The organism is Usitatibacter rugosus (genome assembly GCF_013003965.1).
Lineage (GTDB): Bacteria > Pseudomonadota > Gammaproteobacteria > Burkholderiales > Usitatibacteraceae > Usitatibacter > Usitatibacter rugosus.
This window is the reverse complement of record NZ_CP053069.1, coordinates 2,781,904-2,794,770: the sequence shown is the minus strand read 5'-3', so window position 1 is coordinate 2,794,770 and position 12,867 is coordinate 2,781,904. Positions and strand designations below refer to the sequence as shown.

The 12,867-nt window shown below is 67.0% G+C and carries 13 protein-coding genes; 6 read left to right on the top strand and 7 right to left on the bottom strand.

Annotation, left to right across the window (positions count from 1 at the left end; all coding sequences use genetic code 11):
- Nucleotides 1–176 precede the first annotated feature (176 nt).
- From DSM104443_RS13165 to DSM104443_RS13150, 4 genes are read right to left on the bottom strand one after another with little or no spacing between them, the layout of a single operon-like run.
- On the bottom strand, nucleotides 177–1,424 hold the full coding sequence (locus DSM104443_RS13165; RefSeq protein WP_212756666.1) for an aminotransferase class V-fold PLP-dependent enzyme: 1,248 nt from the start codon (nucleotides 1,422–1,424) through the stop codon (nucleotides 177–179).
- Nucleotides 1,421–2,701: a serine hydroxymethyltransferase gene (gene glyA, locus DSM104443_RS13160; protein WP_171092939.1), complete on the bottom strand. Its 1,281-nt coding sequence runs from the start codon at nucleotides 2,699–2,701 to the stop codon at nucleotides 1,421–1,423. The genes DSM104443_RS13165 and glyA overlap by 4 nt, the downstream gene beginning before the upstream one ends.
- 11 nt (nucleotides 2,702–2,712) lie before the next feature.
- Complete coding sequence (locus DSM104443_RS13155; protein ID WP_171092936.1) at nucleotides 2,713–3,714, bottom strand: ketopantoate reductase family protein; 1,002 nt, start codon at nucleotides 3,712–3,714, stop codon at nucleotides 2,713–2,715.
- Between the two features lie 30 nt (nucleotides 3,715–3,744).
- Nucleotides 3,745–4,020 carry a hypothetical protein gene (locus DSM104443_RS13150; RefSeq protein WP_171092934.1) on the bottom strand — a complete coding sequence of 92 codons (276 nt, stop codon included), beginning with the start codon at nucleotides 4,018–4,020 and terminating at the stop codon, nucleotides 3,745–3,747.
- Between the two features lie 123 nt (nucleotides 4,021–4,143).
- Between DSM104443_RS13150 and DSM104443_RS13145 the strand changes: the two genes are divergently transcribed.
- From DSM104443_RS13145 to DSM104443_RS13130, 4 genes are all read left to right on the top strand, one after another.
- A complete protein-coding gene (locus tag DSM104443_RS13145) occupies nucleotides 4,144–5,103 on the top strand; it encodes a LysR substrate-binding domain-containing protein (RefSeq protein ID WP_212756664.1) in 960 nt (319 codons plus the stop codon).
- Between the two features lie 9 nt (nucleotides 5,104–5,112).
- Nucleotides 5,113–6,429, top strand: a complete 1,317-nt coding sequence (locus DSM104443_RS13140) for a replication-associated recombination protein A (RefSeq protein ID WP_171092933.1) — start codon at nucleotides 5,113–5,115, stop codon at nucleotides 6,427–6,429.
- A 113-nt stretch (nucleotides 6,430–6,542) separates the two neighbouring features.
- A complete protein-coding gene (serS, locus tag DSM104443_RS13135) occupies nucleotides 6,543–7,814 on the top strand; it encodes a serine--tRNA ligase (RefSeq protein WP_171092931.1) in 1,272 nt (423 codons plus the stop codon).
- Nucleotides 7,811–8,443, top strand: coding sequence for a histidine phosphatase family protein (locus DSM104443_RS13130; RefSeq protein ID WP_171092929.1), 633 nt, complete (start codon nucleotides 7,811–7,813; stop codon nucleotides 8,441–8,443). The genes serS and DSM104443_RS13130 overlap by 4 nt, the downstream gene beginning before the upstream one ends.
- Here the strand turns inward: DSM104443_RS13130 and mltF are convergent.
- Entirely contained in the window at nucleotides 8,407–9,816 is a 1,410-nt protein-coding gene (gene mltF, locus DSM104443_RS13125; RefSeq protein ID WP_171092926.1) for a membrane-bound lytic murein transglycosylase MltF, read from the bottom strand. The genes DSM104443_RS13130 and mltF overlap by 37 nt on opposite strands.
- A gap of 38 nt (nucleotides 9,817–9,854) precedes the next feature.
- On the opposite strand from mltF, the gene ispD reads away from it, so the two are divergent.
- Nucleotides 9,855–10,556, top strand: a complete 702-nt coding sequence (gene ispD / locus DSM104443_RS13120; protein WP_171092924.1) for a 2-C-methyl-D-erythritol 4-phosphate cytidylyltransferase — start codon at nucleotides 9,855–9,857, stop codon at nucleotides 10,554–10,556.
- The gene (ispF, locus tag DSM104443_RS13115) at nucleotides 10,556–11,023 is read left to right on the top strand and encodes a 2-C-methyl-D-erythritol 2,4-cyclodiphosphate synthase (RefSeq protein ID WP_171092923.1); all 468 of its coding nucleotides are present in this window, start codon (nucleotides 10,556–10,558) and stop codon (nucleotides 11,021–11,023) included. The genes ispD and ispF overlap by 1 nt, the downstream gene beginning before the upstream one ends.
- 4 nt (nucleotides 11,024–11,027) lie before the next feature.
- On the opposite strand, the gene DSM104443_RS13110 is transcribed toward ispF, so the two are convergent.
- Together DSM104443_RS13110 and DSM104443_RS13105 are read right to left on the bottom strand one after the other, a co-directional pair.
- Nucleotides 11,028–11,564: a hypothetical protein gene (locus DSM104443_RS13110; RefSeq protein WP_171092920.1), complete on the bottom strand. Its 537-nt coding sequence runs from the start codon at nucleotides 11,562–11,564 to the stop codon at nucleotides 11,028–11,030.
- 2 nt (nucleotides 11,565–11,566) lie between these two features.
- Complete coding sequence (locus DSM104443_RS13105; protein WP_171092918.1) at nucleotides 11,567–12,856, bottom strand: serine/threonine protein kinase; 1,290 nt, start codon at nucleotides 12,854–12,856, stop codon at nucleotides 11,567–11,569.
- Nucleotides 12,857–12,867: the final 11 nt, after the last annotated feature.

The window sequence follows — 12,867 nt, the reverse complement described above, 5'->3', positions numbered from 1 at the left end:
GAGGCACGGAGGGCCACGGAGGAATACTTGTGGGATCGTGAAGTGGGAGCTGAGGTGACGCATCCACAGCCACGCTACCTACCCTTCAAGCTTTTCTCCGTGGCCCTCCGTGCCTCCGTGTCCTCCGTGGTTCAAGATTTTCTTGAGTCCGTTAAAGCGAATTTAGAAGAACATGGTCAGGTGTTGATCGATCCGGTTGAGTGGGACGCGTAGACGACCTCGGAGCGAGCCACCTTGCGCTTCACCACCGTATCGGTCTTTCTCCAGTGCGTCTGCGCCGCAGCAACCCCGCTCCCGGCCTCGACGGGAATCCCGACGTCGGCCATCGCCATCTCCACGCCGCCCAGCGCGCCCAGCAGCATCAGTTCATTGAGGTCGCCGAGGTGGCCGATGCGGAAGAGCTTGCCCGCCATCTTCGAAAGCCCCGCGCCCAGCGCCAGGTTGTAGCGACGGAAAGCCACGTCGATCACGTGCGCCCCGTTGATGCCCTGCGGGACCATCACCGCGGTCACCGTGTTCGAGTACCAGCGCGGATCGCGGCAGCAGGTGACGAGGCCCCAGGCGTCGACGGCCTCGCGCACGCCTTCGGCCAGGCGCGTGTGGCGCGCGTAGACGTTGTCGAGCCCTTCCTCGTGCAGGAGGAGATTCAGCGATTCGCGCAGGCCGTAGAGCAGCGGAAGCGCCGGCGTGTACGGGAAGTAGCCGTCGGCGTTGGCGCGCTTCATGTCGGCGAAGTCGAAGAACACGCGCGTGCACTTGGCCGTCTTCATCGTCTCGAGCGCCTTGGCACTCGCGCAGACGATGCCCAGTCCCGCCGGAAGCATGAGGCCCTTCTGGGAGCCGGCCACGGCGAGGTCCACGCCCCAGTCGGTCATCTTGAATTCGATGCTGCCGAGCGAGCTCACCGCGTCCACGTACAGGAGCGCGGGGTGTCGCGCGGCATCCATCGCCTTGCGCACTCCGGCGAGATCGCTGGTGACGCCGGTCGCGGTCTCGTTGTGGACGACCATCACGCCCTTGATCTTGTGGTCCTTGTCCGCGCGCAGCGCCGCTTCGATGCGCTCCTCGGGCGCGCCTTCGCCCCATTCGGTCTCGAGCACCTCCACGTCGAGGCCGAGCCTCTGCATCATGTCGATCCACAGGTGGCTGAACTGGCCGAAGCGCGGCGCCAGCACCTTGTCGCCCGGGGAGAGCGTGTTGGTGAGCGCGGCTTCCCAGGCGCCGGTGCCGGTGGAGGGGAAGATGTACGCCTCGCCGTTGCGGCAGCCATAGATCTTCATCAGGTCCGGGAAGAGACCGCGCGTGAGCTCGGGGAAGCGCGAGGAGCGGTGGTCCTCCATCGCGATCACCATCGAGCGCATCACGCGGTCCGGGACGTTGGTGGGTCCCGGGACAAACAGGAAATGACGGCCGGGCATCCTCATGCGGTCACCTCTTCGAACGTGCGGCGCTTGGCGCTGCGGTAGACGGGATAGGCGTCGCAGATCTCGCGCACCTGCCTTTGCACGCGCGCAAGACGCAGCGTGTCGCCGCGAGCCACGAGCGCATCGGCCACGAGCCCCGCGACGATGCGGGCTTCGACCACGCCCAGGCCGCGCGTCGTGAGGGCGGCGCTGCCGAGCCGCACGCCGGAGGTCACCGTAGGTTTTTCCGGATCGTTGGGAATCGCGTTCTTGTTCACCGTGATGTTGGCGGCTCCGAGCGCGGCTTCCGCGTCCTTGCCCGTCACCGAGAGCGGTCGGAGATCCACGAGGAACATGTGGCAGTCGGTGCCGCCCGAGACGATGCGCATTCCGCGGTCGGTCAGGATCTCCGCCATGGCGCGCGCATTGGCGAGCACCTGGACTTGGTAGTTGTGGAACTCCGGCGTCTGCGCTTCCTTGAAGGCCGCGGCCTTCGCGGCGATCACGTGCATCAGAGGCCCCCCCTGAAGGCTGGGGAACACGCTCGAGTTGAGCGCCTTCTCGTTCTGCGCGGAGGAGAGCACGAAGCCGCCGCGCGGGCCGCGCAGCGTCTTGTGCGTGGTGGAGGTCACGAAGTCCGCGACCGACACCGGGTTGGGATAGAGGCCCGCGGCGACCAGGCCGGCGTAGTGCGCCATGTCCACCATCAGCAGCGCGCCCACATCGTGAGCGATCTCCTGGAAGCGCGACCAGTCGATGACGCGCGAGTAGGCCGAGGCGCCGGCGACGATCATGCGCGGGCGATGCTCGCGGGCGAGCGAGCGGACCTGGTCGTAGTCGACGCGTTCGTCGGAATCGAGCCCGTAGCCGATCGAGCGAAAGATCTTGCCCGAGAGGTTGACCGAAGCCCCGTGCGTGAGGTGCCCGCCGTGGGCGAGCGACATGCCGAGGATCGCGTCGCCGGGCTTCAGGGCCGCGAAGTAGACCGCTTGATTCGCCTGCGAGCCCGAATGCGGCTGGACGTTCGCGTAGCCCGCGCCGAAGAGCTGCTTCACGCGATCGATGGCGAGGCGCTCCACGTCGTCCACGTGCTCGCAGCCGCCGTAGTAGCGCTTGCCCGGGTAACCCTCGGCGTACTTGTTGGTGAGCACGGAGCCGTTCGCGCGCATCACGGCGGGCGAACAGTAGTTCTCGGAGGCAATCAGCTCCAGGTGCTGCTCCTGCCGCGTGGCCTCGGCGTCGATCGCGTTCCAGAGGTCGGGATCGGAGGCGGCGGGGTTGGCATGTGCGTCGAACATTTCTCTCCTCGCTAGGCCGCTTGGGCGGCGGTTTTGGTTTCGTGGCGGACAGTGGCTTCGAGCAGCCGCGCGCACGCGTACATCGCGCGCAGGTGCGGCACTTCGGTCTGGGTGAGGCGCGCGAGCTCGATCACCGAGCCCAGCAATGCGTCGATCTCCGTGGCGCGTCCCGCCTCGATGTCCTGGAGCATCGAGGTCTTGTGATTGCCCACCTTCGCGGCGCCCTCGATGCGGCGCTCGAGCGGCACGCGGAAGGAGATGCCGAGCTTGCCGGCGACGGCGGCGGCCTCGGTCATCATCGCGGCGGCGAGGTCGCGCGTGAGGGGTTCGCCGCAGATGCGGTCGAGCGTCGCGCGGGTGAGGGCGCTGATGGGGTTGAACGTGAGGTTGCCCCAGAGCTTGAGCCAGATCTCGCTTCGGATGTCGGTGAGCACCGGGGCCTTCAAGCCGCTCTTCGTGAACGCTTCGGAGAGCGCCTCGACGCGCGGCGTCACGGTGCCGTCGATCTCGCCCAGGGGGAAGCGCTCGCCTTCGACGTGGTGGATGACGCCCGGCGCGGCGATGTCGCAAGCGGGGTAGACCACGCAGCCCACGATGCGCTCGGGCGGGATCCACGCCCCGATGGCCCCTGCGGGATCGACGCTCGCCACGCGCGTGCCGGCGTGTTCGCCGCCGTGGCGCTGGAAGTACCACCAGGGAATGCCGTTCTGCATCGGCACCACGACGGTGTCGCGGTGGAAGAGGGCGGGGACCTCGGCCGCGATGGCGGGGAGCTGCTGGGCCTTGAGGGCCAGCACCACCACGTCACAGGGGCCCACCTCGGCGATGCGCCCGTAGGCTTCCACGGCATGGGTGCGCCGCTGGCCGTCGCGCTCGATGAGGGTGAGGCCGTCGCGGCGCAGCGCCGCCAGGTGCGGACCGCGTGCCACGAGGGCGACATTGAAAGCCCCGGCCGCAAGGCGCGCGCCGAGGAAACCCCCGATGGCTCCGGCGCCGACGATGCAGATTCTCATGGTCGGCGGGATCCTTTGGGGGGAGGAGGATTAGTTGGGCGTGTACTGTTCGATGGACGCCGGCGCGCTGTGGTTTCGGTGCCTCGCGTCCATCACGAGGTTCACCAGCGCTTCCAGGTCGTAGGTCGCCAGCAGATGGGCGCGTTCGACGCGGATGAAGTTTCGGATCGCCTCGGATTCGTCCTGCGCGCTGGCCGCGTGGCCAACGAGCGCATCACGGGCGCCGTACATCAGGCCCAGCGTCGACAGCGCCTGGGCCAGGGCCTGGGCGTCGATTGCGGGCGGTGCGGATTGCGATGGAGCCATTCGGCTTCTCCTCCGGCTGCGTGCGGCAGGTGGCGCCGCGACGAACCCATGCTAGCGACGGCCAAGCCTAAGGGATAGTTAAACTTTCTTTCCTCTGAGATAAGTTATTGCTAAAGTATCCGCATGCGTTCCGCCACGCTCCGGCAGCTCCGCGTCTTCGCCGCCGCCGCCAATCATCTCTCCTTCGCGCGCGCCGCGGCGGAGCTCCATCTCACTGCGCCGGCGGTCTCGCTGCAGATCGCGGAGCTCGAGCGCCATGCGGGTTTGCCCCTCTTCGAGCGCCTCGGCCGCCGCGTCTATCTCACGCCCGCGGGTGAAGCCATGCGCCGGGCGAGCGCCGCCATCCTGGACCAGCTGCACGCCCTGGAGACAGACCTCGCCGCCCACCGCGGCATCGAAGGCGGCCTGCTCAACGTGGGCGTGATCAGCGCCGGCGACTATTTCTTCCCGACGCTCCTGAACGCGTTCTGCGAGCGGTACGCGGGCGTGCAGGTGGCGCTCGCGGTGTGCAATCGCGAGGAGCTGCTGCGCCGCCTCGACCGCAACCTCGTGGACCTGGGAATCATGGGCCTGCCCCCGCCCGGTGAATTCCTCGCGACGGAATTCGCGCCGCACCCCATGGTGATCATCGCTCCGGTGCGCCATCCGCTGGCTTCGAAGAAGCGCATTCCGCTCGCCACGCTGGCCGGCGAGCCTTTCATCGCCCGTGAGCAGGGCTCGCTCACGCGCGGCGTGATGGATGAAGCCATGCGCAAGGCGCGCCTGAAGCCGCGCATCGTGATCGAGGCCCCGTCCAACGAGACGTGCAAGCAGGCGGTCTCCGCGGGCTTCGGCGTGGGCTTCATGTCGGCCCATGCCGTGGCGCTGGAACTCGAAGCGAAGCGGCTTGCCGTACTGGACGTGATCGACTTCCCCATCCACCGCAGCTGGTACTGCGTGCACCGCCGCGGCAAGCGCCTGCCGCCGGTCGCGGCCGCCTTCGACAAGTACCTGCGGGAGGAGGGGGAGGCCGGGATGCTCCGCACGCTGCCCGCCTCCATGAAGCGCTACTGGAAGGTCGGGAAAGGCCGCGCCTCGGCCTAGAATATCGGCATGGAACGCGACCTCTTCAACGAGTCCGGGCAGGCGTACGTGCCGCTGCCGGAGCGCCTGCGCCCGCAGCGCCTGGAAGACGTCGTCGGCCAGCGCCACCTGCTGGGCGAGGGCAAGCCGCTGTGGATCGCGCTGCGCTCGGGCCGGCCGCATTCGATGATCCTCTGGGGCCCGCCCGGGGTCGGCAAGACCACGCTGGCCCGCCTCATGGCCAACGCCTTCAATTCGGAGTTCATCGCCATCTCCGCCGTGCTCTCGGGCGTGAAGGAGATCCGCGAGGCCGTGGAGCGCGCTCGTCTCACGCGCGAGCAGTACGGCAGGTCGACCATCCTCTTCGTGGACGAGGTGCACCGCTTCAACAAGGCCCAGCAGGACGCCTTCCTCCCGCACGTGGAGTCGGGCCTGCTCACGTTCATCGGCGCGACCACCGAGAACCCGTCGTTCGAGGTGATCGGCGCGTTGCTGTCGCGGGCCCAGGTGTATGTGCTGGAGAGCCTGAAGCCCGAGGACCTGGACGAGCTGATCCAGCGCGGCTTCGATTCGGAGAAGGTGGATGTGACCGAGGAAGCGAAGAAGCGCATCGCCGAGTTCGCGGATGGCGACGGGCGCCGGGCCCTCAACCTCGTGGAGCAGATCGCCCAGGCCGCGCGCCTCGAGGGCCGCCACGGCGCGGACGTGGATTACGTGAACACCGTCGCCCAGCGCGCCGGGCGCCGCTTCGACAAGGGCGGCGAGAACTACTACGACCAGATCTCCGCGCTCCACAAGAGCATGCGCGGCAGCGACCCCGACGCGGCGCTCTACTGGCTGGTGCGCATGCTCGATGGCGGCGTGGATCCGCGCTACCTCGCCCGGCGGATGATCCGCATGGCCACCGAGGACGTCGGCCTCGCCGATCCGAGGGCGCTCGAGGTTGCCATCAACGCGGCCGAGGTCTACGAGCGCCTGGGCTCCCCCGAGGGCGAGCTGGCCCTGGCCGAATGCATCGTCTACCTCGCGATCGCCGCGAAGTCGAACGCGGTCTACACCGCCTACAACGAGGTCAAGGCGTTCATCTCGAAGGACGGCACCCGTCCCGTGCCCATGCACATCCGCAACGCCCCCACCAAGCTCATGAAGAACCTGGGCTACGGCGACAACTACCGCTACGCCCACAGCGAGGAGGACGGCTACGCGGCGGGCGAGAACTACTTCCCCGAGGGCATGGAACGCCCCAACTGGTATCGCCCCACCGACCGGGGCCTCGAGGGCAAGATCCGCGAGAAGCTTGAATACCTGCGATCTCTGGACGAACAGGCCCGCAAAAAGGGAAAATAGGGAATCGGAAAGAATTAGGGTCAGACCCTTTATTCCGCCAGCGTCGGCCCTTCGGCCGACGACGGAAAAAAGGGTCTGACCCTAATTCTTTCGCCCCCGAATTTCAGAGACTCATGCTCGACATCCAGCTCCTCCGCAAAGACCTTCCCGCCGCCATCGCGGGCCTGAATCGCCGTGGCTTCGCCTTCGACGAGGCGGGCTTCCGCGCGCTGGAGGACGAGCGCAAGTCGGTGCAGGCCCGCACCGAGGAGCTCCAGGCGAAGTCCAACGCGCTCAACAAGCAGATCGGCATGCTGAAGGGCAAGGGCGAGGACGCCTCCGCGGTCATGGCCGAGGTCAATGGCTACCGCGAAGAGATGAAGGCCAACGAGACCAAGCTCGCTGCCGTGCAGGAGAAGCTCAATGCCTTCCTGCGCCTGATCCCCAACATTCCCCGCCCCGAAGTGCCCGAAGGCAAGTCGGAGGCGGAAAACGTCGAGCTCCGCCGCTGGGGCACGCCGCGCACGTTCGATTTCCCGGTGAAGGACCACGTGGATGTGGGTGGCCCGCTCGGCCTGGACTTCGACACCGCCGGCAAGATCTCGGGCGCGCGCTTCTCGGTGCTGAAGGGCGGCCTGGCACGCCTGCATCGGGCGATCGCGCAATTCATGATCGACGTGCACACCACGGAGCACGGCTACACCGAGGTCTATGTCCCGTACATGGTGACGAGCCAGATGGCCGACGGGGTCTCGAGCTTCGCCAAGTTCAAGGACGACCTCTTCAAGATCGAGGGGCGCGACCTCTACCTCATCCCGACGTCCGAGTACCCGGTGACCAACTTCGTCGCCGACACGATCGTGGACGCGAAGGACCTCCCGCTGCAGTTCGCCTGCCACAGCCCGTGCTTCCGCTCGGAGGCGGGAAGCTACGGCAAGGACACGCGCGGCATGATCCGCCAGCACCAGTTCGACAAGGTCGAGATGGTGCGCATCGTCCATCCCGACCAGTCGGCCGAGGCGCACGAAGCGCTCACGCAGAACGCCGAGGCCATCCTGCAGAAGCTGGAGCTCCCGTACCGCGTCGTCGTGCTGTGCACCGGCGACCAGGGCTTCGCCAGCGCCAAGACCTACGACCTCGAGGTGTGGTTGCCGGGGCAGGGCGCGTATCGCGAGATCTCGTCGTGCACCAACTTCGAAGGCTTCCAGGCCCGCCGCATGCAGGCGCGCTTCAAGAACGAGAAGGGCAAGACCGAGCCCGTGCACACGATCAACGGCTCGGGCCTCGCCGTCGGACGCACGCTCGTGGCGATCCTCGAGAACGGCCAGCAGGCGGACGGCTCGGTGACGATCCCCACGGCGCTCGTGCCCTACATGGGCGGCGTCGCCAGGCTGGAGCGCGCATGAGCACGCGCTTCGTCATCCTTCGCCACGGCGAGACGCAGTGGAACGTCGAATCGCGCATCCAGGGCCATACCGACAGCGAGCTCACGATGCTCGGGTGGAAGCAGGCTGCCGCGCTCGGCCGTCGCATGGAAGGCGAGAAGTTCGACGTGCTGATCTCGAGCGACCTCGGCCGCGCCTACAACACGGCCGACAGTGTCGCCACGCGCACGGGCCACGAGATCGTGAGCGATCCGAGGCTTCGCGAGCGGTCGTTCGGTGTCGCCGAGGGCCTCACGTACGGCGAGCTGGATCACCAGTTTCCCGATGCTTTCTCGCGCGTCCGCGAAACCGATCCGGATTTCGTCATCCCCGGCGGCGAGACGCGCCGGCAGTTCCAGGACCGCGTGAAGTCGGCCTTCGAATCGATCGCCGCGGAGTATCCCGAAAAGCGGGTCGTGGTCGTCTGCCACGGCGGCGTCCTGGCGGCGCTCTATCGCGTGATGCACGGCATCGCCGTCAGCGCCCCGCATCCCATTCCCATCGCCAACGCTTCGTTCAACGCCGTGGCGTTCGACGGCACCACGTGGACGACGGAACTGTGGGGCGACACGGGTCACTTGGCGGCCGGGGCACTCCTCGAAGAGGCCTGAGCGACGTCGGGCATGCGCGGCACCAGCGGCGAATCGCGCGGGGCCAGTCGGTCGAGGATGTCCATGTAGTTGCGGATGTTGTCCACGAACTCCCGCGTCTCGTAGCCCCTCGCGTAGCCGTGCTTCAACGTCGGGAACACGGCCGGGTCGGCGAGCTTCGTGAGCTGCAGGCGCACGTTCTGCCACTGGTCCGGGTCGAGGCCCGAGCGTTGCGCGAGGATGCGCGCGTCTTCCAGGTGGCCGATGCCCACGTTGTACGCCGCGAGTGCGAGATACGTCCTGTCGGGCTCCGTGATGCGTGCGGGAAGCGCATCGCGCATCAGCACGAGGTAGCGCGCTCCGCCCAGGATGCTCTCGCGGGCATCCAGCCGGTCCTTCACCTGCAGGCGCTGCGCCGTGTCCTCGGTGAGCATCATGAGCCCGCGCACGCCGGTGGGCGACGTGGCCTTTGGATCCCAATGCGATTCCTGGTAGCCGATCGCGGCGAGCAGCCGCCAATCCACGCCGGAGAGTTGCTCGGCCTCGATGAACTGCGAGCGGAGCGCCGGCAGCATGGTGCCGATGCGCTCCAGCAGCGTCGAGGAGTCGATCGTGGTGATGCGCGTCGCGTGCCCGTAGTGGCGGTCGATGAGGCGCTTCAGCGTCCCATCCTTCGAGATGCGCTCGAAGAAGGGCTTGGCCGCGGCCATGAGGCGGGCCTTGTCGACGGCCGCGATCATCCACGCGTGGTCCACGGGCTTGCCCACGTTGAACGCGGCCTCGAGCTGCGGGAAGTGTTTGCGCAGCAGCGTGAAGCGCGTGGACTCGACCAGCGCGTAGTCGAGCTTGCCGTCGGCGACCTTCTGCAGCAGGTCGACCATCGGAGTGCCCGGCGGTAGGTGCTCGATCGGCGCCGAGAGCTTGGGCGGCTCCGTCAGCAGGGAGTCCGCATACGACTCCTCGACCACGCCGACGCGCTTGCCCGCGATGTCCTCGAGGGCCTTGGGCTTCGGCTCGGACGATCGGTAGATGATCTGGTGCTGCGCGGTGAAGTAGGAAGGCCCCCACGCGATGCCGCCGGGAAGATCGAGCTGCTTCACGAGCCCCGCCGCCGCGAGGTGGGCGCGGTCCTTGCGGATGGCGGGCTCGATGCGCGAGGCGTCGTCGGCAAGCACGAAGCGCGCCTTCACGCCGAGCTCCTTCGCGAAGAGCAGCGCGAGGTCGTGCTCGAACCCGGAAGGATGGCCCTCGGCGTCCTCGGAATACGTCGACGGGCCGTTCACCGTGAGAACGACCAGCTCGCCTGCCTGCTCGACAGTGCCAATGGGTTTCGGCGGCGTGTCGCAGCCGGCGGCAAGGCACGCGAGGATCGTGAGGAGTCGCCGCGCCAGCATGGACCCCAGTTTACAATGGCGGCCTGACACGGAATGCCATGCCGAAAATATTCGCACTCGTGCCCGCCGCGGGGCAGGGCACGCGCATCGGGGATGCCGTACCCAAGCAATACATCCCGCTTGCCGGAAAGCCCATGATGTTCCATGCGCTGGAGACGCTGGCGTCGGTGTCGCGCATCCACGCGGTCATCGCGATCCTGGCCCCGCTCGACCGCCACTGGGGCGAATATGACTGGAGCGAGTTCCCCGAGAAGATCGAGGCTGTCTTTTCCGGCGGCAAGAACCGCGCGGAAAGCGTGACCAACGCGCTCGCCCACCTCGATGCGCGCATCGCCAAGGACGACTGGGTGTTGGTCCACGACGCGGCGCGTCCCTGCATCACGAAGTCGCTGCTGGAGCAGTTCCTCGACGAGGTGGAGAACGATCCCGTCGGCGGCCTCCTCGCCATGCCGCTCGCGGATACGCTGAAGCGCGCCGAGGAAACGCTGCGCGTGGCGGAGACCATCCCGCGCGACGGCCTCTGGCGGGCGCAAACACCGCAGATGTTCCGTTGCGGGCTGCTGCGCCGCAGCCTCGCGCAGCGTCCCGAGTCGACAGACGAATCCAGCGCCGTGGAGCAGATGCTCGGCAACGCCCCGAAGCTGGTCCAGGGCGACAACACCAACCTCAAGGTCACGTTCGCGGAGGATCTCGAGCTGGCCGAGATGATCCTGCTGCGCAGGCAGATGGTGGAGGCGTAATGCGCATCGGACAGGGCTTCGACGTCCACCCGCTGGTCGCGGGCCGCAAGCTCATCATCGGCGGCGTGGAGATTCCCCACGACAAGGGCCTGCTCGGCCACAGCGATGCGGACGTGCTGCTGCACGCCCTCTGCGATGCGCTCCTTGGCGCTGCGTCGCTGGGCGACATCGGCAAGCACTTCCCCGATTCCGATCCACGCTACAAGGGCGCGGATTCGCGCGAACTGTTGCGCGCGGTCGCTTCGCTCGTTTCCTCGAGGGGTTACCGCGTCGAGAACGTGGACGCGACGATCATCGCCGAGGCGCCGCGCATGGCGCCGCACATCGGCCAGATGTGCCTGAACATCGCCGCGGACCTCAACCTGCAGCCGGACCAGGTCAACGTGAAGGCCACGACCACGGAGAAGCTCGGGTTTACCGGCCGCGGCGAGGGCATCGCGGCGCAGGCGATCTGCCTGCTCGCGTAGTCTCCTACTTTGCCGGTGTCGGCACGCCGCGGAAGAGGATCTCGGTGCGAGACGGGGCGCCCTTCTTTCGGGAGTCCGTGCGCTCCTCGACCATCTGCAGGTCACCGGAATCGAGGCGCGTGAGAGTGACGAGCGTGTGCATTTCACTCACGTTGTCGCCCAAGCCCGAAAGGCCCGTGTGCTCCCATTCGAAACGGGATCCCTTGCATTGCCACTCGTAGGGATAGTCGGCGGGATGGCGCGCGAGGAACATGCCCCCGGCGTCGTGGTACGAAATCTGGAGCACCTTGCCGTCATTGGCGAGGGTGGCCGTCGCTGCGAAATGCTTGATGACCGCGCTCTTGCCGGTGCCGTCCCGACGGAAGAGCTTTGGATCGCGCCCGCCGTCGCGCATGCGCACGAACTCATCCAGGAACTCCTTCCGTTTCGTGGAGCCCTCGGATTCGTTTCGGTAGGTGCCGTCCAATGCCTTGCAGCCTTCGCCCGAATGGGCCGCGGGACTGGCAAGGAGGAGGAGCGCAGCCGCGGCGACGCGCAGCACGGCTAGCGGCGGAATTGCGCGAGGACCGAGGAGGTCCACGTGAGGCGTTCGATCAGCGTGCGCAGGAACTCGCGGTTGAAGCGCAGCTGGCAGCCATCCGAGAGCGACTCCAACTGGGTGGCCTGGATCTTCAGCAGGTGCACTTCGGAGACGGAGATGATCGAGGCCGAGCGCCGGGCGCGATCGCCCGAGAGGTAGGCCATCTCGCCGAAGCAGTCGCCTTCCTTGAGGACGTTCAGGAGCTTGCCGTCCTTGACCACTTTCACCTGGCCGCCGACCACGATGAAGAACGCCTGGCCGATCTCGCCTTCGACCAGCAGGTTCTCGTCGCGCCCGTGGCTTTCCCACACCGCGCCTCGCAGGACCTCCCAGAGCTCCGCATCCCGGAACTCGCGGAAGAAGGGCAGCGAGCGCAGCTTGTTGAATTTCTCCGTCGAGCTGATCTCGTGCGAGTAGCGCTCGAGCTGCGGGAAGGTGTTGGCAAGGTCCGTGGCCATCTCGAACCACGAGGCGTACCTCACCTTCGGGTCCTTGTGCATGGCCTTCTGCACGATCTCGACCAGCTTGTCGGGGAGGTCCGGCCGCAGTTGCATGATCGGCACCGGGTCCTCGTTCAGGATCTTGTTGATCATCGCGACCGAGTTCTCGGCGCGGAACGGGAGCTTGCCGGTGAGCAGCTCGTACATCACGACACCCAGCGAGTAGATGTCGGACTGGACGCTGGGGCCTTCCTCGTTGATCTGCTCGGGCGACATGTACGCCGGCGAGCCGAGGAAGCCGTCGATCTGCGTGTGCGTGGCATGCGAGATCTTGGCGGTGCCGAAGTCGCTGATCTTGATGTCGTCGCGGTCGCTCAACAGGATGTTGGCGGGCTTGATGTCGCGGTGGATCACGCCGTTCTGGAAGGCGTAGTCGAGCGCGCGGCACATCTTGAAGATCACCAGCACGGCCTGGCGCACCGGGAGCAGGTTGGTTTCCGTGCAGTACTTCTTGAGCGAGCCCCCCGTGACGTACTCCATCACGATGTAGCGCTGGTCGCCTTCGACGACCGCGTCGAACACGCCGACGATGTTGGGGTGGTTCAGCTTGCCGGCGAGCGAGGCTTCGTTCAGGAACAGCTTCTCGAAGCGGTTCGCCTCTTCCTCGCCCATGTCCGCATCGCTCTTCGCGAGCTTGACCGCGACCTTGCGGTCGTTGAACGGGTCCTCGGCGAGGTACACGACGGCCGACGCACCCTGCCCGAGCTCCGAGAGGATGCTGTACTTGCCGATCTTGTGAGGGCGGTCGGACACTATCGCGACGA